The sequence below is a fragment of the Pseudomonas cistanchae genome, from assembly GCF_054483635.1.
In genome coordinates this window covers 841,075-862,406 of sequence record NZ_JBTLWN010000001.1, presented here as the reverse complement: position 1 = coordinate 862,406, position 21,332 = coordinate 841,075, and the positions used below count along the sequence as shown (strand labels likewise).

19 protein-coding genes are annotated in these 21,332 nt (G+C 63.0%); all 19 read left to right on the top strand.

Annotated elements, in window-relative coordinates:
• Positions 1-56: 56 nt before the first annotated feature.
• The 19 genes from aroQ (at position 57) to ureA (ending at position 21,147) form a co-directional block, all read left to right on the top strand.
• The gene (gene aroQ, locus ACX0MV_RS03945) at positions 57-500 is read left to right on the top strand and encodes a type II 3-dehydroquinate dehydratase (RefSeq protein ID WP_458981185.1); all 444 of its coding nucleotides are present in this window, start codon (positions 57-59) and stop codon (positions 498-500) included.
• A gap of 22 nt (positions 501-522) precedes the next feature.
• The gene (accB, locus tag ACX0MV_RS03940) at positions 523-972 is read left to right on the top strand and encodes an acetyl-CoA carboxylase biotin carboxyl carrier protein (protein WP_458981184.1); all 450 of its coding nucleotides are present in this window, start codon (positions 523-525) and stop codon (positions 970-972) included.
• A 17-nt stretch (positions 973-989) separates the two neighbouring features.
• Positions 990-2,339, top strand: coding sequence for an acetyl-CoA carboxylase biotin carboxylase subunit (accC, locus tag ACX0MV_RS03935; protein WP_458981183.1), 1,350 nt, complete (start codon positions 990-992; stop codon positions 2,337-2,339).
• 331 nt (positions 2,340-2,670) lie between these two features.
• Entirely contained in the window at positions 2,671-3,552 is an 882-nt protein-coding gene (gene prmA, locus ACX0MV_RS03930; protein ID WP_458981182.1) for a 50S ribosomal protein L11 methyltransferase, read from the top strand.
• 73 nt (positions 3,553-3,625) lie between these two features.
• Positions 3,626-4,966, top strand: a complete 1,341-nt coding sequence (locus ACX0MV_RS03925; RefSeq protein WP_458981181.1) for a DUF3426 domain-containing protein — start codon at positions 3,626-3,628, stop codon at positions 4,964-4,966.
• A 176-nt stretch (positions 4,967-5,142) separates the two neighbouring features.
• Complete coding sequence (gene dusB, locus ACX0MV_RS03920) at positions 5,143-6,141, top strand: tRNA dihydrouridine synthase DusB (protein WP_458981180.1); 999 nt, start codon at positions 5,143-5,145, stop codon at positions 6,139-6,141.
• Positions 6,138-6,458 (top strand): DNA-binding transcriptional regulator Fis, encoded by a 321-nt coding sequence (gene fis, locus ACX0MV_RS03915; protein ID WP_458981179.1) that lies wholly within the window; start codon positions 6,138-6,140, stop codon positions 6,456-6,458. Before dusB ends, fis begins: the two co-directional genes overlap by 4 nt.
• A 74-nt stretch (positions 6,459-6,532) precedes the next feature.
• Complete coding sequence (gene purH / locus ACX0MV_RS03910; RefSeq protein WP_458981178.1) at positions 6,533-8,152, top strand: bifunctional phosphoribosylaminoimidazolecarboxamide formyltransferase/IMP cyclohydrolase; 1,620 nt, start codon at positions 6,533-6,535, stop codon at positions 8,150-8,152.
• 114 nt (positions 8,153-8,266) lie between these two features.
• Positions 8,267-9,559: a phosphoribosylamine--glycine ligase gene (gene purD / locus ACX0MV_RS03905; RefSeq protein WP_458981177.1), complete on the top strand. Its 1,293-nt coding sequence runs from the start codon at positions 8,267-8,269 to the stop codon at positions 9,557-9,559.
• Between the two features lie 113 nt (positions 9,560-9,672).
• The gene (locus tag ACX0MV_RS03900; protein WP_458981176.1) at positions 9,673-12,468 is read left to right on the top strand and encodes a hybrid sensor histidine kinase/response regulator; all 2,796 of its coding nucleotides are present in this window, start codon (positions 9,673-9,675) and stop codon (positions 12,466-12,468) included.
• A 78-nt stretch (positions 12,469-12,546) separates the two neighbouring features.
• A complete protein-coding gene (locus ACX0MV_RS03895) occupies positions 12,547-13,143 on the top strand; it encodes a MarC family protein (RefSeq protein ID WP_458981175.1) in 597 nt (198 codons plus the stop codon).
• Between the two features lie 208 nt (positions 13,144-13,351).
• The gene (gene urtA / locus ACX0MV_RS03890) at positions 13,352-14,620 is read left to right on the top strand and encodes an urea ABC transporter substrate-binding protein (RefSeq protein ID WP_458981174.1); all 1,269 of its coding nucleotides are present in this window, start codon (positions 13,352-13,354) and stop codon (positions 14,618-14,620) included.
• A 167-nt stretch (positions 14,621-14,787) separates the two neighbouring features.
• Positions 14,788-16,359, top strand: coding sequence for an urea ABC transporter permease subunit UrtB (gene urtB / locus ACX0MV_RS03885; protein WP_458981173.1), 1,572 nt, complete (start codon positions 14,788-14,790; stop codon positions 16,357-16,359).
• A gap of 264 nt (positions 16,360-16,623) precedes the next feature.
• On the top strand, positions 16,624-17,715 hold the full coding sequence (gene urtC, locus ACX0MV_RS03880; protein ID WP_458981172.1) for an urea ABC transporter permease subunit UrtC: 1,092 nt from the start codon (positions 16,624-16,626) through the stop codon (positions 17,713-17,715).
• Positions 17,715-18,566 carry an urea ABC transporter ATP-binding protein UrtD gene (gene urtD, locus ACX0MV_RS03875; RefSeq protein WP_458981171.1) on the top strand — a complete coding sequence of 284 codons (852 nt, stop codon included), beginning with the start codon at positions 17,715-17,717 and terminating at the stop codon, positions 18,564-18,566. The genes urtC and urtD overlap by 1 nt, the downstream gene beginning before the upstream one ends.
• A 118-nt stretch (positions 18,567-18,684) precedes the next feature.
• The gene (gene urtE, locus ACX0MV_RS03870; protein ID WP_430698926.1) at positions 18,685-19,383 is read left to right on the top strand and encodes an urea ABC transporter ATP-binding subunit UrtE; all 699 of its coding nucleotides are present in this window, start codon (positions 18,685-18,687) and stop codon (positions 19,381-19,383) included.
• 63 nt (positions 19,384-19,446) lie between these two features.
• Positions 19,447-19,863: a hypothetical protein gene (locus tag ACX0MV_RS03865; protein WP_458981170.1), complete on the top strand. Its 417-nt coding sequence runs from the start codon at positions 19,447-19,449 to the stop codon at positions 19,861-19,863.
• Positions 19,860-20,693 carry an urease accessory protein UreD gene (locus ACX0MV_RS03860; protein WP_458981169.1) on the top strand — a complete coding sequence of 278 codons (834 nt, stop codon included), beginning with the start codon at positions 19,860-19,862 and terminating at the stop codon, positions 20,691-20,693. Before ACX0MV_RS03865 ends, ACX0MV_RS03860 begins: the two co-directional genes overlap by 4 nt.
• A gap of 151 nt (positions 20,694-20,844) precedes the next feature.
• The gene (ureA, locus tag ACX0MV_RS03855) at positions 20,845-21,147 is read left to right on the top strand and encodes an urease subunit gamma (protein ID WP_269379893.1); all 303 of its coding nucleotides are present in this window, start codon (positions 20,845-20,847) and stop codon (positions 21,145-21,147) included.
• The last annotated feature ends 185 nt before the right edge of the window (positions 21,148-21,332 follow it).

The window sequence follows — 21,332 nt, the reverse complement described above, 5'->3', positions numbered from 1 at the left end:
TCGCAAGCCGACTCCGGCATAGTTCCGCGCAGCAAAAACTATAAGGAACAGCGGACATGGCCACCTTGCTGGTGCTGCACGGCCCCAACCTCAATCTGTTGGGCACGCGCGAGCCGGGCGTCTACGGCGCCACCACCCTGGAACAGATCAACCTTGACCTCGAGCGCCGCGCGCGCGAGGCCGGGCATCATCTGCAGTACCTGCAGAGCAACGCCGAGTACGAGCTGATCGAGCGTATTCACGCCGCGAAAGGCGAAGGTGTCGACTTTATCCTGATAAATCCCGCCGCTTTTACCCATACCAGCGTCGCATTACGTGACGCGCTGCTGGCGGTGAGCATCCCATTCATCGAAGTGCACCTGTCCAACGTGCACAAACGCGAAGCCTTCCGCCATCACTCCTACTTTTCGGATGTAGCTGTAGGCGTGATCTGCGGCCTTGGCGCCAGCAGTTATCGGCTGGCCCTGGAGGCTGCACTTGAACAACTTGAACGGCCCTGACCTCACTGGGAGTTGAACACCTATGGATATTCGTAAAGTCAAAAAACTGATCGAGCTGCTGGAAGAGTCCGGTATCGACGAACTGGAAATTCGTGAAGGCGAAGAGTCGGTACGCATCAGCCGCCACGGCAAGCAACCGACCTATGCCCAGCAGCCGGTTTACGCCCCCGCGCCGGTGGCCGCCGCTGCACCCGTCGCCGCTGCCGAAGCCGCCGCCCCTGCTGCGGCCAAGCTGAACGGCACCGTGGTGCGCTCGCCGATGGTCGGCACCTTCTATCGCGCCGCTTCCCCCACCTCGGGCAACTTCGTCGAAGTCGGTTCGAGCGTGAAGAAAGGCGACATCCTGTGCATCGTCGAAGCAATGAAGATGATGAACCACATCGAGGCAGAGACCAGCGGCACCATCGAATCCATCCTGGGCGAAAACGGCCAGCCGGTGGAATACGATCAGCCACTGTTCACAATCGTTTGAACCGCGGAGAGCCTGCGATGTTGGAAAAAGTCCTGATCGCCAACCGCGGCGAGATTGCCCTGCGCGTCTTGCGTGCCTGCAAGGAGCTGGGAATCAAAACAGTTGCGGTGCACTCCACCGCCGACCGCGAATTGATGCACCTGGGCCTGGCCGACGAGTCGGTATGCATTGGCCCTGCATCTGGCGCCCTGTCCTACCTGAACATTCCCGCGATCATCAGCGCTGCTGAAGTGACCGGTGCAACCGCAATCCATCCGGGCTATGGCTTTCTGGCAGAGAACGCCGATTTCGCCGAGCAGGTGGAAAACTCCGGCTTTGCCTTTATCGGCCCGACCGCAGCCACCATTCGCCTGATGGGCGACAAGGTGTCTGCCAAGGACGCCATGAAGCGCGCCGGCGTTCCCGTGGTCCCAGGGTCCGACGGCCCGCTGCCGGAAGATGAAGCGACTGCGCTGGCGATCGCCCGTGAAGTCGGTTACCCGGTGATCATCAAGGCCGCCGGCGGTGGCGGTGGTCGCGGCATGCGCGTGGTGTACAAGGAAGAAGACCTGATCAAATCGGCCAAGCTGACCCGCAGCGAAGCCGGTTCGGTATTCGGCAACCCGATGGTCTATCTGGAGAAATTCCTCGGCAACCCCCGCCACGTGGAAGTCCAGGTACTCTCGGACGGCCAGGGCAACGCGATTCACCTGGGCGACCGTGACTGTTCGCTGCAGCGCCGCCACCAGAAGGTTCTGGAAGAAGCGCCGGCGCCGTTCATCAACGAGAAATCCCGCGCCGAAGTGCTCAAACGCTGCGTCGACGCCTGCATCGAGATCGGCTACCGCGGTGCCGGCACCTTCGAGTTCCTCTATGAAGACGGCAACTTCTACTTCATCGAGATGAACACCCGCGTCCAGGTCGAGCACCCGGTTTCGGAAATGGTCACCGGCATCGACATCGTCAAGGAGATGCTCAGCATCGCCGCAGGCAACAAGCTGTCGTTCACCCAGGATGACGTGGTGATTCGCGGCCATTCGCTGGAATGCCGGATCAACGCCGAAGACCCGGACAACTTCATGCCCTGCCCCGGCAAGGTCAAGCACTTCCACGCCCCGGGCGGTAATGGCGTGCGGGTCGACTCCCATCTGTACAGCGGTTACACCGTACCGCCGCACTACGATTCGTTGATCGGCAAGCTGATCACCTACGGTGCGACCCGCGAAGAAGCGCTGGCGCGCATGCGCAATGCGCTGGACGAAATCGTCGTCGACGGCATCAAGACCAACGTGCCGCTGCACCGCGACCTGGTCCGCGACAAAGGCTTCTGCAAGGGCGGCGTGAATATCCACTACCTGGAAAAGAAACTGGGTATGGATAAGCACTAGGCTTCGGCGTAGCGCGATCAGAGCCTGTTTAGGATCTCGCGAGCTAGAGTCATGCAAGGCGCTACTTTAGTAACAGCCTTCGGCTGGTCAAAACGGCGAGGAAGCGGAGTTTACTGGTGTAAATGAGCATTCCGACTGGGCTCGCACCCGAGCTTGTTTTTAACGCAGCAGGGCCGACGCGCAGCAGATCATAAATAGGCTCTAGACAAGGGCTGCCATTCGGCAGCCCTTGTCGTTTCTGCCGACCGCAAGCGGTGGCAGCAGCCTGACCGTTTCAAGTAAGCTGCGCGCCCATTTGCACCATCACGCCGCAGTTTTCACGAGGTTTCCCATGCCCTGGTTACAAGTCCGTCTCGCCATCACGCCGGAGCAGGCAGAAACCTACGAAGACGCGCTGCTGGAAGTGGGCGCCGTGTCGGTGACCTTTATGGATGCCGAGGACCAGCCGATTTTCGAACCGGACCTGGGCACCACACCGCTGTGGTCGCATACCCACCTGCTTGCCCTGTTCGAGGCCGACACCTCGGCCAACGCAGTATTCGCCCACCTGCAACTGCTGACTGGTGCCGCGCTGCCGGAGCATCATGCCGAAGTGATCGCCGACCAGGACTGGGAGCGCAGCTGGATGGACGGCTTCGAGCCGATGCGCTTCGGCCAGCGGTTATGGATAGTGCCAAGCTGGCACGCCGCACCGGAGCCGGACGCGGTCAACCTGCTGCTCGATCCTGGCCTGGCGTTCGGCACCGGAACTCACCCAACCACCGCGCTGTGCCTGGAATGGCTCGACGGCCAGGCGCTGGAAGGCTGCAGCTTGCTGGATTTCGGTTGCGGCTCAGGCATCCTCGCGATTGCCGCGCTGTTGCTCGGCGCGCCACAGGCGATGGGCACAGATATCGACCCACAGGCGCTGGAAGCTTCCCGTGATAACGCCGGGCGCAACGGCATCGACCCCGCCCGCTTCCCGGTCTACTTGCCCGCGGACCTGCCCAAGCAACAGGCCGATGTGGTGGTTGCCAATATTCTTGCCGGACCGCTGGTGGCCTTGGCCACGCAGATCACCGGCCTGGTCAGGCCGGGCGGACGCCTGGCCCTATCAGGCATTCTTGCCGAGCAGGCCGACGAGGTACGCAGCGCCTATGAAGGCGCATTCCAGCTCGACCCAACGGCGGAAAAACTTGGCTGGGTGCGTATCAGCGGCGTGCGCCGCGGGTAACTGCTGCTTTTTTAAGCACTTGCGTTAGACTAGCCGCCTTGTTTTGCCGGACCACCGGCCGTCGGACCCTCGCATGACCGAAAGTTTCGTTACCCAGTGCCCCCATTGCCGGACCAGCTTTCGCGTGAACCACGCGCAGCTCGGTGCTGCCCATGGCGCCGTGCGCTGTGGTGCGTGCCTGCATGTCTTCAATGCGGCGCAGCAGCTGCTGGAGCAACGGAACATCCCTGCCGAACAGGGTCGGCCGACTGTCTCGCCACCGCCGAGGCCAGCCGCAAGCAGCACAGCGCCGGCGCCTGCCAAGCCGGCTGTGCCCGCGCAGGTGGCCGTTCAGAAAACCCAGACGCCACCGGGCAAAGCCCCCAGCGACACCTTCTGGATCCATGATGACCTGGATCTGGACGGCCTCGACCTCGACGAGGAACTGGCCAAGCTGGAGAAACAAGAGCAACAGCTGTCGCAGCAATTCCTGGCGCTGGAGCAGGCGCCGAAGTATTCGGAAGCCTTCAATCGCCCGGCCATTACCGAACCCGAGGCCCATGACGAGCGCTGGGCCGAAGCCTTGCTGCAGGAAAGCCCTGCGCCGGCACCGCTGAGCATTGCCCCCGTCGACGTCCCCGCCACGGCGCCACCGATTGTGCCAGCAGCCACTCCGGCGCCACGCCCTGCCGCGCCAGCAATACCGCTGCCGCCACGCAGTGAACCGGCTTTCAGCCTCGAAAAGCAGGACGAGCCGCTCGCCGAGCCCGCTGTGGAGGCCGTCGAACCCGCGCTGGGTGCCACTGTCGACGATGCCGACGAGCAGCAGGACGACGAAGTGCCAGGCAAGGCCGGGACGAAGGCCGCCCGTAGCGAACCCGGACTGCGCGACGATCACCTGTTCGACCTGGACGAAGAGCCCCTGCAGCTGGATTGGCAGCAGGCAAAGAAACCCTGGGGCCGCTGGATCGCCTGGGGCTTGCTCAACCTTATCGCTGCTGGTGCGCTGGCTGGGCAGTACATCAACTACCACTTCGAAGAACTGGCGCGCCAGGACCGTTACCGCCCCTGGTTCGAACAGCTATGCCCGACAGTCGGCTGCACGCTGCCGTCCAAGGTCGACATCGCCCAGGTCAAGAGCAGCAACCTGGTGGTGCGCAGCCACCCGGAATTCAGCGGCGCGCTGGTGGTGGACGCGATCCTGTATAACCGCGCGCAATTCGCCCAGCCATTCCCGCTGCTGGAAATACGCTTCGCCGACATCAATGGCAAGCTGCTCGCCAGCCGCCGCTTCAAACCCAGCGAGTACCTCGCGGGCGAGCTGGCCGGTCAGGACGAGATGCCGCCGCAGACGCCGATTCACGTGTCGCTGGACATCCTCGACCCGGGCGAGCGCGCCGTGAACTACAGCCTGAGCTTCCACTCGCCGGAATAGCGGGCGCAAGATCGTCAGCAAACAGTCGCCAACCAAACCCTTCGCGATAAGCCGATAGCTGTTCAGAATTTGTTCAAAACGACCTTTCTCCGGTCATCCAGAGCGGGTATCATGCCCACCCTTTTTCGCACTCTCCTATCGGTCTCAACAGCACGTCTCTTGAGCAGGGAAGCCCTATGTCGGCGCTACGCATCGGCCCCTATACATTGCCCAATCAGCTGATTCTCGCGCCTATGGCCGGCGTCACTGACAGGCCGTTTCGCCAGCTTTGCCGGCGCCTGGGCGCGGGGCTGGTGGTATCGGAGATGGTCACCAGCGATGTGCGCCTGTGGAACACCCGCAAGTCGAGCCTGCGGTTGATGCATGAAGGCGATCCCGAGCCGCGCTCGGTGCAGATCGCCGGCGGCGACCCGCAGATGCTTGCCGAAGCGGCCAAGCGCAATGTCGAAATGGGCGCGCAGATCATCGACATCAATATGGGCTGCCCGGCGAAGAAGGTCTGCAACAAGGCTGCCGGCTCCGCCCTGTTGAAAGACGAAACGCTGGTGCGGGAAATCCTCGAGGCGGTGGTCGCCGCGGTAAATGTGCCGGTGACCCTAAAGATCCGCACCGGTTGGGACAGACAGAACAAGAATGGTATCGAGGTGGCGAAGATCGCCGAACAGAGCGGGATAGTCGCGCTGGCCGTGCATGGCCGCACCCGCGCCGACCTCTATACCGGTGAAGCCGAGTACGACACCATCGCCGCGATCAAGCAGGCGGTGTCGATCCCGGTGTTCGCCAATGGCGACATCGATACGCCGGAGAAGGCCAAGGCAGTGCTCGCGGCAACTGGCGCCGACGGCCTGCTGATCGGCCGCGCGGCCCAGGGCCGACCATGGATTTTTCGCGAAATCGAGCATTACCTGCGCACCGGTGAACAGCTCCCGGCGATGCCGTTGCTCGAGGTGGAACAGATTCTGCTGGAACATCTGGCGGGCTTGCACGCTTTTTACGGCGATGTAATGGGCGTTCGCATTGCCCGCAAGCATGTCAGCTGGTACCTCGCAACCCTGCCGGGCGCCAGGGAGTTCCGCGCCCACTTCAATCGTCTGGACAGTACGGACGCGCAGTGCACCAACGTTCGCGAGTTTTTCAGCGAACGGTATAACAATGGAGAAGGGGTGGCCGCATGACGATGTTGACCGAGACCTTAGGAAGTGGAATGGCTCCCGTGAGTGAAAACAGCAGCTTAAAGCAGCACCTCAATACGCCAAGCGAAGAAGGGCAAACCCTGCGCGGCAGTGTCGAGAAAGCGCTGCACAATTACTTCGCCCACCTCGAGGGCGCAGACGTCACCGACGTCTACAACCTGGTGCTGACCGAAGTGGAAGCGCCGCTGCTGGAAACCGTGATGAATTACGTCAAGGGCAACCAGACCAAAGCCTCCGAGCTGCTCGGCCTGAACCGCGGCACCCTGCGCAAGAAGCTCAAGCAATACGACCTGCTGTAATTTCGCATTCCGAAAAAAGGGCGACCCGCATGAGTCGCCCTTTTTGCTGACTCCCCGCTCTGATGGATTCTGAAATGACCGACCAGACCACCCGCCTCCCCGTTCGCCGCGCCTTGATCAGTGTTTCCGACAAGACCGGCATCCTGGAATTCGCCCGTGAGCTGTCCGCCCTCGGCGTGGAAATTCTCTCCACCGGCGGCACCTACAAGCTGCTCAAGGACAATGGCGTCGCAGCGGTAGAAGTGGCCGACTACACCGGCTTCCCGGAAATGATGGATGGCCGGGTGAAGACCCTGCACCCGAAGATCCACGGCGGCATCCTCGGTCGTCGCGCCCTCGACGGCGCGGTGATGGAGCAGCACGGCATCAAGCCGATCGACCTGGTCGCGGTCAACCTCTACCCGTTTGCCGCCACCGTGGCCAAGCCGGGTTGCGACCTGGCAGACGCCATCGAGAACATCGACATCGGCGGCCCGACCATGGTCCGCTCCGCCGCGAAGAACCACAAAGACGTGGCCATCGTGGTCAATGCCAGTGACTACGCCAGCGTCCTCGACGGCCTGAAAGCCGGCGGCCTGACCTATGCGCAACGCTTCGACCTGGCCTTGAAAGCCTTCGAGCACACCAGCGCCTACGACGGCATGATCGCCAACTACCTGGGCACCATCGAGCAGAGCCGCGACACCCTGAGTACCGAAGACCGCAGCAGCTTCCCGCGTACCTTCAACAGCCAGTTCATCAAGGCCCAAGAAATGCGCTACGGCGAGAACCCGCACCAGAGCGCGGCGTTCTACGTGGAAGCTGCCTCCTTGAATGGTCAAAGCGAGGCCAGCATCTCCACCGCCGTGCAACTGCAAGGCAAGGAGCTGTCGTTCAACAACGTTGCCGACACCGACGCCGCGCTGGAATGCGTGAAGAGCTTCGTCAAACCGGCCTGCGTTATCGTCAAGCACGCCAACCCGTGCGGCGTGGCCGTGGCCCTGGACAGCGAAGGCGGCATCCGCCAGGCCTATGAGCTGGCCTACGCCACCGACACCGAATCGGCGTTTGGCGGCATCATCGCATTCAACCGCGAGCTGGACGGTGCCACCGCCCAGGCCATCGTCGAGCGCCAGTTTGTCGAGGTAATCATCGCGCCGAAGATCAGTGCCGAAGCGCGTGCTGTGGTTGCCGCCAAGGCCAACGTACGTCTGCTCGAATGCGGCGAATGGCCGGCCGAGCGTAGCGCGGGCTGGGACTTCAAGCGGGTCAACGGCGGCCTGTTGGTGCAGAGCCGCGACATCGGCATGATCAAGGCAGAAGACCTGAAGATCGTCACCCAGCGCGCGCCGAGCGAGCAGGAAATCCATGACCTGATCTTCGCCTGGAAAGTGGCCAAGTTCGTCAAATCCAATGCCATTGTCTACGCCAAGAACCGCCAGACCATTGGCGTCGGCGCCGGCCAGATGAGCCGTGTGAACTCCGCCCGTATTGCCGCGATCAAGGCCGAGCACGCCGGCCTGCAGGTCGCCGGCTCGGTAATGGCCTCCGACGCCTTCTTCCCGTTCCGCGACGGCCTGGACAACGCCGCCGCCAATGGCATTACCGCAGTGATCCAGCCGGGTGGTTCGATGCGCGATGCGGAAGTCATCGCCGCGGCCGATGAGGCCGGAATTGCCATGGTGTTCACCGGCATGCGTCACTTCCGCCATTGATGGCCTGGTGGATGGCTTCGCCATCCACCCTACCTCGTACCGATTTCGTAGGGTGGATAGCGCTTTTCCTATCCACCAAACGGGCCGCAGGCCCGCCTCCTGAAGGAGAACCCAATGAACGTACTGATCATCGGCAGCGGCGGTCGTGAACACGCCCTGGCCTGGAAAGTCGCGCAGGACTCGCGCGTGACCAAAGTCTTCGTCGCCCCCGGTAATGCCGGCACTGCCACCGAAGCCAAGTGCGAGAACGTCGCCATTGACGTGCTAGCCATCGAGCAGCTGGCCGATTTCGCTGAGCAGAACGTGCAGCTGACCATCGTCGGCCCGGAAGCGCCGCTGGTGAAGGGCGTGGTCGATCTGTTCCGTTCGCGCAAGCTGGACATCTTCGGCCCTACCGCCGCCGCTGCGCAGCTGGAAGGTTCCAAGGCCTTTACCAAGGACTTCCTCGCCCGCCACGCGATTCCTACCGCCGACTACCAGAACTTCACCGAAGTCGAGCCGGCCCTGGCCTACCTGCAAAAGGTCGGCGCGCCGATCGTGATCAAGGCCGACGGCCTGGCTGCCGGCAAAGGCGTGATCGTGGCCATGACCCTACAAGAGGCCGAAGACGCCGTGCGCGATATGCTCGCCGGCAATGCCTTTGGCGAAGCCGGTTCGCGCGTGGTGATCGAGGAGTTCCTCGACGGCGAAGAAGCCAGCTTTATCGTGATGGTCGACGGCGCCAACGTGCTGCCAATGGCTACCAGCCAGGACCACAAACGCGTCGGCGACGCCGATACCGGCCCGAACACCGGCGGCATGGGCGCTTACTCGCCAGCCCCGGTAGTCACCGCCGAGGTGCACCAGCGGGTGATGAATGAAGTGATCTACCCGACCGTGCGCGGCATGGCCGCCGAAGGCAACGTCTACACCGGCTTCCTCTATGCCGGGCTGATGATCGACAAGGCCGGCAATCCGAAAGTCATCGAGTTCAACTGCCGCTTCGGCGACCCGGAAACCCAGCCGATCATGGTGCGGCTGGAGTCGAGCCTGGTGCTGCTGGTCGAAGCCGCATTGGCGCGCGCGCTGGATAAGGTCGAGGCCCGCTGGGATCCGCGTCCAACGGTTGGCGTGGTACTCGCCGCAGGTGGCTACCCCGCCGACTACGCCAAGGGTGATGTGATCGAAGGCCTGGACGCCGCTGCCGCCCTGGACGGCAAGGTGTTCCACGCCGGTACGGCGCTGAACGCTGCGGGCGAGGTCGTTACCGCCGGCGGCCGCGTGCTATGCGCGACGGCCATTGGCGCAAGCGTCGCCGATGCGCAACAGCAGGCCTATCGCCTGGCCAAGAAGATCCGCTGGAACGGCAGTTTCTACCGCAGCGACATCGGCTACCGCGCCATTGCTCGGGAATGCGACGAAAGTTGAAGGTGAATAGCTGGCAAATTCATACAAAGGTGGCTTAATGGCCGCCTTTGCTTAATTAGCAGCGCTGAACGCACGGCTATAATTTGCTTACTTACTTTCGAAGGGACTTCACCTTGCGCTGGCTCAGGATTGCCACAGGACTCATCGTCAGCCTGTTTCTGGCCACCAGCGGGGTGACGCCTGCCATTGCCGATGAAGCCAACCCGACGCCGCGCGGCACGGGTTGGTCGATGTTCATCGACACCAGCGCCCAGTTGGTCCTGGAAAACGTCCTGACCCAGCGCGAGCAGTTCGTACCGCTCGACAAACAAGCCTTCACCTTCCCCCTCAGTCAGCATGCGGTCTGGCTGCGCGTCGATATAGCGCCCCACAGCGCGCCCTCCTGGCTGTGGATTTTTGCGCCGCGCGTGCAGCACCTCGATTACTACCTGCTGCGCGATGGTCAGGTCGAACAGACCATCCGCACTGGCGAGGCCATGCCGCTGAGCTCCCGACCACTGCCCTCGCGCGCTTACCTGATGTCGCTGCCAAACGACGATCAGGCGCGCGAAGTCTACGTGCGGATGACCTCCAACCACCCGCTGATGGTGTGGTTCAAGGTGATCGGCGAAGCCGAACTGGTCAGCCTGGAAAAGCCCGCCTATATCTTTGGCGCGCTGCTGGGCGGCTTGCTGCTGCTGACGCTGTATAACCTCACCCGCTTCGTCTACAACCCTTCGACCAGCAGCCTCTGGCTCAGCGGCGTACACCTGAGCCTGGCCCTGTGCGCGGCGGCCAACCTCGGCATGCTGGCGGTCTGGGTGCCGAGCCAGGGCGTTAACCAGTCGTTGATCGCCGACCTGTCGGCACTCGCGTCGGCGTTATGCCTGCTGGCCTTCACCCTGAACTTCTTCAAGGGCACCGCGGTGCAGCAAAGCCGGCTCAACCTGCTTCTGCAGGTCATTGCGCTACTGGCGATGAGCGTGGCCTTGATCATCCTGTTCACCGGCAAGCTCTGGTACAGCTCGCTGGTCTACATGCTGGTCATCCTCAGCTCGCTGACCGTCATGCTGGTGGCGGGGCGCCATTGGCAGCGCGGCTATCAGCCCGCCCGCCTGATCATGGCCGGCATGCTGGTGTTCAACCTGGGTTTCAGCGTGTTCATCCCCGTGCTGTTCGGGCTGGACCAGCTTAACCCCGGCTGGCTGGTCACCGGCGTGTTCAGCTTCGCCACGCTCGCCGGCCTGGTGCTCACGGTGTCGCTGACCGAGCGACAGCGACAGTTCCAACGGGAAACCCTCAACGAACGCACCAGCCTGGCCGCCAGTTCCGCAGAGCTCAAGGCCAAGGCCGAATTCCTCGCCAAGATCAGCCACGAAATCCGCACCCCGATGAACGGCGTGCTCGGCATGACCGAGCTGCTGCTGGGAACGCCGCTGTCCGCCAAGCAACGCGACTACGTGCAGACCATTCACAGCTCGGGCAACGAGCTGCTCAACCTGATCAACGAGATCCTCGATATCTCCAAGCTCGAATCGGGGCAGATCGAACTGGACGATGTGCAGTTCGACCTCAACGCACTGGTCGAGGACTGCCTGGATATCTTCCGCGCCAAGGCCGAGCAGCAGAAGGTCGAGCTGATCAGCTTCACCCAGCCCCAGGTGCCACGGGTGATCAGCGGTGACCCGACACGCCTGCGCCAGACCCTGCTTAGCCTGCTGGACAACGCCTTCAAGCAGACCGACGAAGGCGAGATCCTTCTCGTCGTCGCCCTCGAAACCCAGGACGGCCAGCCGCGCCTGCGCATCGCCGTACAGGACAGCGGTCGCCCGCTGGATGCCAGCGAGCGCGATGCCCTGCTCAACGCCGAGCTGCACAGCAAGGATTTCCTCGCGGCCAGCAAACTGGGTGGCCGCCTGGGCCTGATCATCGCCCGCCAGCTGGTGCGTCTGATGGACGGCGAATTCGGCATCCAGAGCGGCAACAGCCAGGGCAGCACGCTCTGGCTGACGCTGCCGCTGGACAGCCAGCGCCTGGAGCGTCCGACTGCCGACCTGGAAGGCCCGCTGCAGGGCGCCCGCCTGCTGGTGGTGGACGACAACGAAACCTGCCGCAAGGTGCTGATGCAGCAGTGCAGCGCCTGGGGCTTCAGCGTCAGTGCGGTGCCCTCGGGCAAGGAGGCGTTGGCGCTGTTGCGGACCAAAGCGCACATGCGCGAGTACTTCGACGTGGTGCTGCTCGACCAGGACATGCCCGGCATGACCGGCATGCAGCTGGCGACCAAGATCAAAGAAGACCCCAGCCTCAACCACGACATTCTGCTGGTCATGCTCACCGGCATCAGCAACGCGCCGAGCAAGATCATCGCGCGCAATGCCGGGATCAAGCGGATTCTGGCCAAGCCGGTGGCCGGTTACACGCTGAAGACCACCCTCGCCGACGAGCTGGCCCAGCGCGGCAAGGGCAACGCCGCGGCGCTCGGTGCCGACGCCGTCAGCGCGCCGCTGGACGTACCCAGCGACTTCCGTATCCTGGTGGCCGAAGACAATAGCATCTCGACCAAGGTCATCCGCGGCATGCTTGGCAAGCTCAAGCTGCAACCCGACACCGCCAGCAACGGCGAGGAAGCGCTCAACGCCATGAAGGCGCAGCGCTACGACCTGGTGCTGATGGATTGCGAGATGCCGATCCTCGACGGTTTTTCCGCCACCGAACAACTGCGCGCCTGGGAAACCGCCGAGCAGCGCCCGCGCACGCCGGTGGTGGCGCTGACCGCGCACATTCTCAGCGAACATAAGGAGCGCGCGCGGCTGGTCGGCATGGATGGCCACATGGCCAAGCCGGTCGAACTGTCGCAGCTGCGGGAGTTGATCGAGTACTGGATTGCCGCGCGGGAAAAACCGAGCGAGCCCGACGCACTGCTCGACTGACCCGCCGCACAGCCCGGGCTGGCCGCCAGGCGGTCAGCTTGTACACTACGTCCTTCATTCAGATCACGAGTCCCTTCCATGGCGTCCGCGCTGTTCAGCCTGTATTTGAAACTGCTGGTGCTCTACAGCCCGTTTTTCGTGCTGTCCTGTTTTATCGGCCTGAGCCGGGGTTACACGGCCAAGGAACGCAAGCGCCTGGCCTGGAAAGTCGCCACCGGGGTGCTGATCGCCAGCGTGCTGCTGTACCTGTTCGGCAAGCACATCTTTACCCTGTTCGGCATCACCATCGACGCGTTCCGCATCGGCGCAGGCAGCGTGCTGTTCATCTCCGCGCTGGGCATGGCGCAAGGCAAGTCCGCGGTACAGAGCGACAACGTGCAGCAGGACGTGACCATAGTGCCGCTGACCATTCCGCTCACCGTCGGCCCCGGCACCATCGGTGCGCTGCTGCTGATGGGCGCCAGTCAGCCCGACTGGGGCGACAAGGCGCTGGCGGTGCTGGGTATCGCGCTGGCCAGCCTGACGGTCGGTGTGGTGCTCTACATGTCCAACCAGTTCGAGCGCCTGCTCGGCGATCAGGGTCTGCAGATCGTCAGTCGCCTGATGGGCCTGTTCGTCTGCGCCCTGGCTGCGCAGATCATCTTTACCGGGGTGAAGAACTACCTCGCGCTCTAACTCGGTGCGACACCGCACCAAAGCTGTTGCCTGGGCATAAACGCGCACCAAAGGCGCGCATCCGGCCAGGCGTGAAGCGTCGATAAAACCCAACAAAACCGTCTAGCACAAGGCTTTGCCGCGTTTGGCACGGATGCTGCCATTGCACTGGAGACGCCAGGAGCCTGCTCCCGGGTCTCACCCAACAGTTGCGCACGGAGCCATAACAATGAAACGCCGTCCCTTTCTGAAATCGTCGATTGCCGCCAGCGCTCTGCTGCTGAGCGGCCTGTTCCCCTTCAGCCTGCAAGCCGCCGAGACCATCAAGGTCGGCATCCTCCACTCGCTGTCCGGCACCATGGCCATTTCGGAAACCTCGCTGAAAGACATGGCGTTGATGACCATCGACGAAATCAACGCCAAGGGCGGCGTCAATGGCAAGCAGCTGGAGGCCGTGGTGGTCGACCCGGCGTCGAACTGGCCGCTGTTCGCCGAGAAAGGCCGTCAGTTGCTGACCCAGGACAAGGTCGACGTGGTCTTCGGCTGCTGGACCTCGGTGTCGCGCAAATCCGTGCTGCCGGTATTTGAAGAACTCAACGGCCTGCTGTTCTACCCGGTGCAATACGAAGGCGAAGAGATGTCGCCGAACGTCTTCTACACCGGCGCGGCGCCTAACCAGCAAGCCATCCCGGCAGTCGAATACCTGATGAGCGAAGACGGCGGCGCCGCCAAACGCTACTTCCTGCTCGGCACCGACTACGTCTACCCGCGCACCACCAACAAGATCCTGCGCGCCTTCCTGATCAGCAAAGGCGTGGCCGAAAAAGACATCGAAGAGGTCTACACCCCGTTTGGTCACAGCGACTATCAAACCATCGTCGCCAACATCAAGAAGTTCTCCGCCGGCGGCAAGACTGCGGTGATCTCCACCGTCAACGGCGACTCCAACGTGCCGTTCTACAAGGAGCTGGCCAACCAGGGTCTGGAAGCCACCGACGTCCCGGTCGTGGCCTTCTCCGTGGGTGAAGAAGAGCTGCGCGGCATCGACACCAAGCCATTGGTCGGTCACCTGGCCGCGTGGAACTACTTCCAGTCTGTGGAAAACCCGGTCAACACCGAGTTCGTCTCCAAGTGGAAGGCCTACGCCAAAGCCAAGAACCTGCCAGGCGCTGACAAAGCCGTGACCAACGACCCGATGGAAGCCACCTACGTCGGCATTCATATGTGGGCCCAGGCTGTGGAAAAAGCCGGCACTACCGACGTCGATAAAGTACGCACCGCCCTTTATGGCCAGACCTTCGCTGCACCAAGCGGCTACACCCTGACCATGGACAAGACCAACCACCACCTGCACAAGCCAGTGATGATCGGTGAGATCCAGGACGACGGGCAGTTTTCCGTGGTCTGGGAAACCAGCAGCCCGGTCCGCGCCCAGCCGTGGAGCCCGTATATCGAAGGCAACGACAAGAAGCCGGATTACGCGGTCAAGTCGAACTAAGGACGAACTGAGTTGGGCCGCACGCTGGCTGAGTTCAGCGGCGGCCCACAGGACGTAGGTCCGTGCGCGCCGCCGTCAGACGCGCACGCCGACCATGCAGCGTTGGGCCTCGCTACCAGCGGTGGCACAGCCCAACCTACACTCCGCAGCGCCCGCGAGAACCCTTCATGCTCACTGCCCTGTACCGCCTTTTCCTGTTGCTGATCGTGCTGCTGCCGCTCGCCAGTCATGCCGGCGATGCCGCCGACTTCGTTACCGCCAGCTCGTCCAAACAGGCCAAACTCCTGGAAAACTGGGCTGCCGCACCTGACCCGGCCCGCCTAGCGCTACTCGAAGCCCTGCAGCAAGGCCGCATCGTCAGCGATGACAACAAGACGCCCTTTATCGAGGACGCCGGTCGCTATCAGGCCATCGAGGGCGCCGCCGAACCCGTCGGCACCCCGCGCAAGCTGCGCCTGAACAACCGCCTGCGCGGCCTGATCAGCACCTCCATGGCCAGCCACCAGCTATTGGCTGAAGACCCGGCGCTGCGCCTGGCCGCCGCTCAGCAATTGCAGAAGAGCGCCAAGCCGGCGCAACTGCAACTGCTTAACGCCCAGGTCGCCAGCGAAACCGATGATGCGGTGCGCGATGCCTTGACCCTGGCCCTGGCCAACCTGCAACTGGTCGACAGCGACCCCGCCGTGCGCCTGGCTGCCGTACGCCTGCTTGGTGAAACCGGCGACCCACTGGCCCGCACCCGCCTGGAAACCCTACTCGACCCGGCCGTGGAAAGTGACCCGACGGTGCGCACCGCCGCCGAAACCAGCCTGGCCCAGGTCAAACGCAAACTGCTGGTCGGCGAATTGCTCGGCCAGGCTTTTAGCGGCCTGTCGCTCGGCTCGATTCTGTTGCTGGCGGCGCTGGGCCTGGCCATCACCTTCGGCTTGCTCGGCGTGATCAATATGGCCCACGGCGAGATGCTGATGCTCGGTGCCTACTCCACCTATATGGTGCAGGTGCTGTTCCAGCGTTTCGCCCCGGAAGCCCTGGCGCTCTACCCGCTGGTAGCGCTGCCGGTGGCGTTCTTCGTCACCGCCGCTATCGGCATGGCGCTGGAACGCACGGTGATTCGCCACCTCTACGGTCGCCCGCTGGAAACCCTGCTGGCTACCTGGGGCATCAGCCTGATCCTGATTCAGCTGGTGCGGGTGATCTTCGGCGCGCAGAACGTCGAAGTGGCCAACCCCTACTGGCTGTCCGGCGGCATTCAGGTGCTGCCGAATCTGGTGCTGCCTTACAACCGCATCGTGATAATCGGCTTCGCCCTGTTTGTGGTGGTGCTGACCTGGCTGCTGCTGAACAAGACTCGCCTCGGCCTCAACGTCCGTGCCGTGACCCAGAACCGCAATATGGCGGCCTGCTGCGGCGTGCCAACCGGTCGGGTAGACATGCTGGCGTTCGGTTTGGGCTCCGGCATCGCCGGCCTCGGCGGCGTGGCGCTTAGCCAGATCGGCAACGTCGGTCCCGATCTCGGGCAGAGCTACATCATCGATTCCTTCCTGGTGGTGGTACTCGGCGGCGTCGGCCAGCTTGCCGGCAGCGTGATGGCGGCCTTTGGCCTGGGCATCGCCAACAAGATTCTCGAACCGCAGATCGGCGCCGTACTCGGCAAGATCCTTATCCTCGCGCTGATCATTCTGTTTATTCAGAAACGCCCGCAAGGTCTGTTTGCTTTGAAAGGACGGGTGATCGACTAAGCGGGGCCTGCTCACGCCAATTGACGACCGCGCCGCTGCCTCGCTGGCGGCGGTATGCAGAAGGAATAGAAAAATGCTGCCAAGAACAAATCATTTGGATGCCCTCGCCGCCACCGAGTCAGCGGCCCTTCGGGTTGCGACTGCCGACGCGCCATGCGGCGTTGCGGGGCTTACCGAGGGAATGACCATCAGTTGCGCCCCGCGCCTTGTCTGGCACGCCGGTAGCCTGCACCGCGGTGCGTCCCTTGACGCGAGCATGCCCCGATGACTATGCCACTCAACCAAACGCTGCTGGCGCGTGCCAGCGCCAAGCTCGGCCCGCAAGTCTCGATCGGTATCGGCCTGTTGGTACTCGCCCTGCTGATCGCCATGCCGCTGCTGCACCTGTTGCCTGCGGACAACGCCCTGCATGTTTCGGCCTACAGCCTGACCCTGGTCGGCAAGATCCTCTGCTACTGCATCGTCGCCTTGGCGCTCGATCTGGTCTGGGGTTACGCCGGCCTGCTGTCGCTTGGGCACGGCCTGTTCTTTGCTCTCGGCGGTTACGCCATGGGTATGTACCTGATGCGCGAAGCCGCCGGCGATGGCCTGCCCGCCTTTATGAGCTTCCTCGCCTGGACCGAGCTGCCCTGGTACTGGTACGGCACCAGCAACTTCCTCTGGGCGCTGTGCCTAGTGGTGCTGGCACCTGGCTTGCTCGCGCTGGTGTTCGGCTTCTTCGCCTTCCGTTCGCGGATCAAGGGCGTGTACTTCTCGATCATGACCCAGGCCCTGACCTTCGCCGGCATGCTGCTGTTCTTTCGCAACGAAACCGGCTTTGGCGGCAACAATGGTTTCACCAATTTCCGCACCATTCTCGGTTTCGATATCACCTCGGCGCACACCCGCGCGACGCTGTTCTTTGCCACCGTAGCGCTGCTGGTAGCCAGCCTGTACCTGGGCTGGACCCTAGCACGCAGCAAGTTCGGCCGGGTGCTGACGGCGCTGCGCGATGCGGAAAACCGCCTGATGTTCTGCGGCTACGACCCGCGCGGCTACAAGCTGTTTATCTGGGTGCTCAGCGCCGTGCTCTGCGGCCTGGCCGGGGCCTTGTATGTGCCACAGGTGGGCATCATCAACCCCAGCGAAATGTCGCCGACTAACTCCATCGAAGCCGCCGTATGGGTCGCCCTCGGCGGACGCGGCACGTTGATCGGTCCGCTGCTCGGTGCCGGTTTGGTCAACGGCATGAAGAGCTGGTTTACCGTGGCCTTCCCCGAGTACTGGCTGTTTGCCCTGGGCTTTCTGTTTATCGTCGTGACCTTGTTCTTACCGAAAGGTGTAATCGGCCTTCTTCGTAAAAAAGGAGAGCAATGATGCGCGCCACTCCGGTCCCCGAACTTATGCTCGAACCTGCCTTTGACCCCGCCGGCAGCGGACGCGATGCGATTGGCGCCAGCTCCCTGGCGAGCAAGGGTCTGAACGTCCGTCACGGCACCATCCTGACCCTGGAAGACATCAACGTTAGCTTCGATGGCTTCAAGGCCCTGACCAACCTGACGCTGTATATCGGCGTCGGTGAACTGCGCTGCATCATCGGTCCCAACGGTGCCGGCAAGACCACCATGATGGACGTGATCACCGGCAAGACCCGCCCGGACAACGGCGTCGCCTACTTCGGTGAAACCCTCGACCTGACGCAGATGAGCGAAGTGGAAATCGCCCAGTCCGGCATCGGTCGCAAATTCCAAAAGCCGACTGTGTTCGAAGCGCTCAGCGTGTTCGAAAACCTCGAACTGGCGCAGAAAACCAATAAGTCGGTATGGGCCAGCCTGCGCGCCAAACTCAGCGGCGAACAGAAAGACCGCATCGATGAAGTGCTGCAGACGATCAAGCTCGACGCCTCACGCAATCGTCCGGCCGGGCTGCTGTCCCACGGGCAGAAGCAGTTCCTCGAGATCGGCATGCTGCTGGTGCAGGACCCGCAACTGTTGCTGCTCGATGAGCCAGTGGCGGGCATGACCGACGCCGAAACCGAGTTCACCGCCGAGCTGTTCAAGTCCCTGGCGCGCAAGCACTCGCTGATGGTGGTGGAGCACGATATGGGCTTTGTCGGCTCCATCGCCGACCACGTCACGGTGCTGCACCAGGGCAGCGTGCTGACCGAAGGCTCGCTGGAGCAGGTGCAGAACGATGAACGAGTGATCGAGGTTTATCTCGGTCGCTGAGCCGATCGCCGTTGATGGGTAAGACGTAGGGTGGATGACGCCGTTTTCATCCACCAATGACACCGCACGGTGGATGGATAAAACGCCATCCACCCTACGCACAACCAAGGACATCGACATGCTGCAAGTTGAGCAACTGCATCAATACTACGGCGGCAGCCATATCCTTCGCGGCCTGTCGTTCGAGGCCAAGGTCGGCGAGGTCACCTGCCTGCTCGGGCGTAACGGCGTGGGCAAGACCACCCTGCTGAAGTGCCTGATGGGCCTGATCCCGGCCAAGCAAGGCGCAGTCAACTGGGAAGGCCAGCCCATCACCGCCTTCAAGCCGCACCAGCGTGTGCACGCCGGCATCGCCTACGTGCCCCAGGGTCGAGAAATCTTCGGTCGCCTGACGGTGGAAGAAAACCTGCTGATGGGGCTTTCACGCTTTCCCGGCAGCGAAGCCAAGGTGGTGCCGGAATTTATCTACGAGCTGTTCCCGGTGCTGCGCGAGATGAAGCAACGCCGCGGCGGCGACCTCTCCGGCGGCCAGCAGCAACAGCTGGCCATCGGCCGCGCGCTGGCGAGCAAGCCGCGCCTGCTAATCCTCGATGAGCCTACCGAAGGCATCCAGCCCTCGGTGATCAAGGAGATCGGCGTGGTGATCAAAAAGCTCGCCGAGCGCGGCGATATGGCCATCCTGCTGGTCGAGCAGTTCTATGACTTTGCCGCCGAGCTGGCCGACCAGTACTTGGTGATGAGTCGCGGCGAAATCGTCCAGCAGGGCCGTGGCGAGACCATGGAAACCGACGGTGTTCGTGGCCTGGTCGCAATCTGAATGGCGACGCCGCACCTGCACTTTGCGCATAATCAGGCTTTCGCCCACGGACTCGAGGCCCCAATGCCACCCCTGCGCACGCTTCTTCTCCCGCTTACCGCACTGGTCGGTATGGCACTGGTGATCTGGGCCGGCAGCCTGCCGGATTACTGGATGCTGCGCGCCATGCCGGTCGGCAGCGAAGCGGTCTATCCGCTCAAGCCGGTGCTGATTTTCTGCGTCATCGTCCTGGCCGAATGCAGCGTACTGCTGGCCGTGCTGCGCCCGGCGTCCTATTGCCGCTCCTGGGGCCGCGCCCTGTGCGCCAGCCTGCTGGCCCTGGGCCTGGCGCTGTTCTGGATTCAGGGCACCCTGCACGCGCCGCCCTACTACGGCATGCACCTGCAATGGTGGCTGGTGGTTTGCTTAGGGCTAGTGCTGCTGAGCGCTTATTCCGCAGTTCAGGCCTGGCGACACCGCAACAGCAAGGTGGCGGCGTGAACGCACCCGCCGCGGTATTTACCCCCAGCTGGCACGCCGAGCTGGAGCTGGGCTATGGCCGCGATGGCGATTGCACGCGGCCGACCTTGCGCCGCCATAAAGGCCCGCTGCGGGTACAGAAACACCTGTACGCCGAAGGGCCCGAGGTGTGTCAGCACATCATCGTTCACCCACCCGGCGGGATTGCCGGCGGTGATCGCCTGGATATCTCGGCCAGCGTTGGCAGCGGTGCGTGGGCGCAGTTGACCAGCCCCGGCGCAGCCAAGTGGTACCGCGCCGCCGGCCCGGCTTACCAAAGCATAAAGTTGCGCGTCGAATCCGGCGCCACCCTGGAATGGCTGCCACAGGAAACCATCGTCTACGCCGCCGCCCAGGCCGAACTAACCACCGATATCGAACTGCACGGCGATGCCAAGCTGCTCTATTGGGACATCGTCGCCCTCGGCCGCCCAGCCAGTGGCGAACGCTTCGATAGCGGACACTTCCAGGCCCAGCTGAATATCCGCCGGGATGGCCAACTGCTCTGGCACGAACGCCAGCGCGTGGTCGGTGGCGATGGCCTGCTCGATTCGCCCATCGGCCTGGGCGGCAAACCGGTGTTCGCCACTCTGCTGATCAGCGGTGAAATCGACAGCGAACTGCTTGAACACTGCCGCAGCCTGAACACACCTGTGCGCGGCGACCTGAGCCAATTACCAGGCCTGCTGGTGGCCCGCTGCCTCGCCAGCGAGACCCTGCACGCCCGCGCCTGGCTGATCGAACTCTGGCACCTGCTGCGCCCGGCCCTGCTCGGCCGCACGGCCGTGCCCCCACGTATCTGGAGCACGTAAATCTTATGTTTATGTGCAAGACCTACGATTTCGTAGGGTGGACATGCCAAAGGCTTGTCCGCCATCTGGACGCCAGCGGTGGACAAGGCTCCGCCATGTCCACCCTACAGAAGCGCACTTCGTAGCCCGCCGACCAAAAAACGGAATCACTATGGACCTTACCCCGAGAGAAAAAGACAAACTGCTGATCTTCACCGCCGGCCTGGTCGCCGAGCGTCGCCTGGCCCGCGGGGTAAAACTCAACTACCCGGAAGCCATGGCCTATATCTCCGCCGCACTGCTCGAAGGCGCCCGCGACGGCCAGACCGTGGCCGAGCTGATGCACTTCGGCACCACCCTGCTGAGCCGTGATCAGGTGATGGAAGGCATCCCGGAAATGATCCCGGAGATTCAGGTGGAAGCCACCTTCCCCGACGGCACCAAGCTGGTGACCGTCCATCAGCCGATTGCCTGAGGAAATCGCCCAATGCCTACTGCGCTTGCCCATGCGGCGTTGAAAGCCGTCTCGGGCAGTGGCTTGCCACTGAACGCCCAGAGGGCGGCCCGCATGGGTGAGCGGAGCGAAACTTGCTCATTGACAGACGTCAACTCCGCATCCTCGCCGACTTGCGCCTTGCCTGAGCGGCGCTCGCTACGGCC

Bases quoted from the DNA above. Each gene is read 5' to 3' on its own strand.
- aroQ (WP_458981185.1), top strand. From the start codon at position 57: ATGGCCACCTTGCTGGTGCTGCACGGCCCCAACCTCAATCTGTTGGGC.
- accB (WP_458981184.1), top strand. From the start codon at position 523: ATGGATATTCGTAAAGTCAAAAAACTGATCGAGCTGCTGGAAGAGTCC.
- accC (WP_458981183.1), top strand. From the start codon at position 990: ATGTTGGAAAAAGTCCTGATCGCCAACCGCGGCGAGATTGCCCTGCGC.
- prmA (WP_458981182.1), top strand. From the start codon at position 2,671: ATGCCCTGGTTACAAGTCCGTCTCGCCATCACGCCGGAGCAGGCAGAA.
- ACX0MV_RS03925 (WP_458981181.1), top strand. From the start codon at position 3,626: ATGACCGAAAGTTTCGTTACCCAGTGCCCCCATTGCCGGACCAGCTTT.
- dusB (WP_458981180.1), top strand. From the start codon at position 5,143: ATGTCGGCGCTACGCATCGGCCCCTATACATTGCCCAATCAGCTGATT.
- fis (WP_458981179.1), top strand. From the start codon at position 6,138: ATGACGATGTTGACCGAGACCTTAGGAAGTGGAATGGCTCCCGTGAGT.
- purH (WP_458981178.1), top strand. From the start codon at position 6,533: ATGACCGACCAGACCACCCGCCTCCCCGTTCGCCGCGCCTTGATCAGT.
- purD (WP_458981177.1), top strand. From the start codon at position 8,267: ATGAACGTACTGATCATCGGCAGCGGCGGTCGTGAACACGCCCTGGCC.
- ACX0MV_RS03895 (WP_458981175.1), top strand. From the start codon at position 12,547: ATGGCGTCCGCGCTGTTCAGCCTGTATTTGAAACTGCTGGTGCTCTAC.
- urtA (WP_458981174.1), top strand. From the start codon at position 13,352: ATGAAACGCCGTCCCTTTCTGAAATCGTCGATTGCCGCCAGCGCTCTG.
- urtB (WP_458981173.1), top strand. From the start codon at position 14,788: ATGCTCACTGCCCTGTACCGCCTTTTCCTGTTGCTGATCGTGCTGCTG.
- urtC (WP_458981172.1), top strand. From the start codon at position 16,624: ATGACTATGCCACTCAACCAAACGCTGCTGGCGCGTGCCAGCGCCAAG.
- urtD (WP_458981171.1), top strand. From the start codon at position 17,715: ATGCGCGCCACTCCGGTCCCCGAACTTATGCTCGAACCTGCCTTTGAC.
- urtE (WP_430698926.1), top strand. From the start codon at position 18,685: ATGCTGCAAGTTGAGCAACTGCATCAATACTACGGCGGCAGCCATATC.
- ACX0MV_RS03865 (WP_458981170.1), top strand. From the start codon at position 19,447: ATGCCACCCCTGCGCACGCTTCTTCTCCCGCTTACCGCACTGGTCGGT.
- ureA (WP_269379893.1), top strand. From the start codon at position 20,845: ATGGACCTTACCCCGAGAGAAAAAGACAAACTGCTGATCTTCACCGCC.